General features: G+C 52.4%; 1 protein-coding gene, 1 tRNA gene and 1 pseudogene. All 3 read left to right on the top strand.

The window, feature by feature from the left end; all coding sequences use genetic code 11:
* Positions 1-244: pseudogene (locus G5358_RS21470) on the top strand (4-(cytidine 5'-diphospho)-2-C-methyl-D-erythritol kinase); the annotation flags it as partial.
* A tRNA-Gln gene (locus tag G5358_RS21465) sits at positions 224-298 on the top strand. The pseudogene G5358_RS21470 and the gene G5358_RS21465, both read left to right, overlap by 21 nt.
* A gap of 195 nt (positions 299-493) precedes the next feature.
* The coding region (prs, locus tag G5358_RS21460; protein ID WP_421324926.1) for a ribose-phosphate diphosphokinase at positions 494-792 on the top strand (299 nt) is incomplete at its 3' end.

The following is a 792-nucleotide window of genomic DNA, read 5'->3' as shown; positions in this document are numbered from 1 at the left end:
CTGGTGAAAAAGCGCCACCCCGAGGTTGCCAATGCGCTCGGCTGGTTGCTAGAATACGCGCCGTCAAGAATGACGGGCACAGGAGCCTGCGTCTTTGCTCAATTTGAAGACGAAGTGACTGCTCGGGAAGTGTTGGCCTGCGTGCCGAAGGGACTTGATGGGTTTGTCGCCAAGGGCGAGAACATATCACCTCTCTTCTCCACATTGCAACAGTTCAAATGATTGGGGTATCGCCAAGCGGTAAGGCAGCGGGTTTTGATCTCGCCATTCCTAGGTTCGAATCCTAGTACCCCAGCCAATTTTACCGAACGGTATTGATGATGATTAACGTGGCCGGTTTTGCACTCGGCCACGGATTCGGGTTACCGGTATCATCACAATCATTGGGCAGCAGACACCTTGTACGTTATCTTGATAAATCGTTTGCCCCAAAACGATAGGGTCTGATTTCAGACTCCCCCACATACTGGATGCAACCCCGAGGTTTCAAACCGTGCCTGACATGAAGCTGTTTGCTGGTAACGCAACGCCGGAACTAGCCCAGAAGATCGCAGATCGCCTGTTTATCAAACTCGGCAATGCTGCCGTAGGTCGCTTTAGCGACGGCGAGATCAGCGTACAGATCAATGAGAATGTACGTGGTGGCGATATCTTCATCATTCAATCCACCTGTGCCCCGACCAACGACAATTTGATGGAATTGATCGTCATGGTGGATGCTCTGCGTCGTGCTTCAGCTGGCCGTATCACTGCCGTTATCCCCTACTTTGGTTATGCCCGTCAGGACCGCCG

Origin of the sequence: Aeromonas sp. 604176 (genome assembly GCF_049170755.1) — a bacterium.
Lineage (GTDB): Bacteria > Pseudomonadota > Gammaproteobacteria > Enterobacterales > Aeromonadaceae > Aeromonas > Aeromonas veronii_A.
Note: the sequence above shows the minus strand (reverse complement) of the source record. Positions and strands in the feature narration are given on the sequence as shown.